Raw genomic sequence first — 830 nt, 5'->3', positions numbered from 1 at the left:
GCCGCCGCGGTGACGGGTGTGGCTTGGTAATGCGCTCCGTCGCGGATCATGGCCCAGAGGACGTTGACCCGGCGGCGGGCGAGGGACAGCAGTGCCTGTTTGTGGTTCTTGCCCTCGTGTCGCTTGCGCCGGTAGTAGGTGCGCGAGGCTGGGCAGGCTCTCAGGCTGGCCAGCGCGGACAGGTAGAACGCGCGCAGGAGCGTGCGGTTGAACCGTCTGGGGCGGCGGAGGTTGCCACTGATCCGGCCGGAGTCGCGGGGCGCGGGTGCGAGGCCGGCGAAACCGGCCAGGCGGTCGGCGCTGCCGAACGCGGCCAGGTCGCCGCCGGTGGCGGCGATGATGTCTGCGCCGAGCCGGACGCCCAGGCCGGGCAGACTGAGGATCACCTCGGCGTGGCGGTGCTGGCGAAACCGTTCCTCGATGAGGGCGTCGAGCTCGCGGATCTCCTCGTCGAGGGCTGTCACCCCCTTCGCCAGGCGGACGACCATTGCGGCCGCCAGCTTCTCGCCGGGCAGGCTGATGTTCTGGGCCGCGGCCGCCTCGACCGCGGTCTGGGCAAGGGCGGCGGCGTTGCGGACTTTCCTTGTGGCCAGCCAGGTTTCGATCCGGTCCCGGCCCGCCCGGCGGATCGCGTCCGGGGTCTGGAAACCGGTGAGCAGCACGACCGGACCCTGATTGGTCAGATCGAGCGCCCGTTCCAGAGCGGGGAAGATCTCCAGCAGCTGCGCGTGCAGCCGGTTGATCTGCCGGGTCCGGTCGGCCACCACGTCGGCTCGTCGTGTGGTCAGCGTGCGCACATCGACGGCGATCTCGTCGCCGGGGCGCAGCTG

General features: G+C 71.3%; 1 protein-coding gene. It reads right to left on the bottom strand.

The window, feature by feature from the left end; translation table 11 throughout:
* The coding region (locus EIZ44_RS44445; RefSeq protein WP_134734619.1) for an IS110 family RNA-guided transposase at nt 1-830 on the bottom strand (830 nt) is incomplete at both ends.

Source organism: Amycolatopsis nivea, from assembly GCF_004522235.1.
In the GTDB taxonomy this organism is placed as follows: domain Bacteria; phylum Actinomycetota; class Actinomycetes; order Mycobacteriales; family Pseudonocardiaceae; genus Amycolatopsis; species Amycolatopsis nivea.
This window is presented reverse-complemented; position numbering and strand designations above follow the sequence as displayed.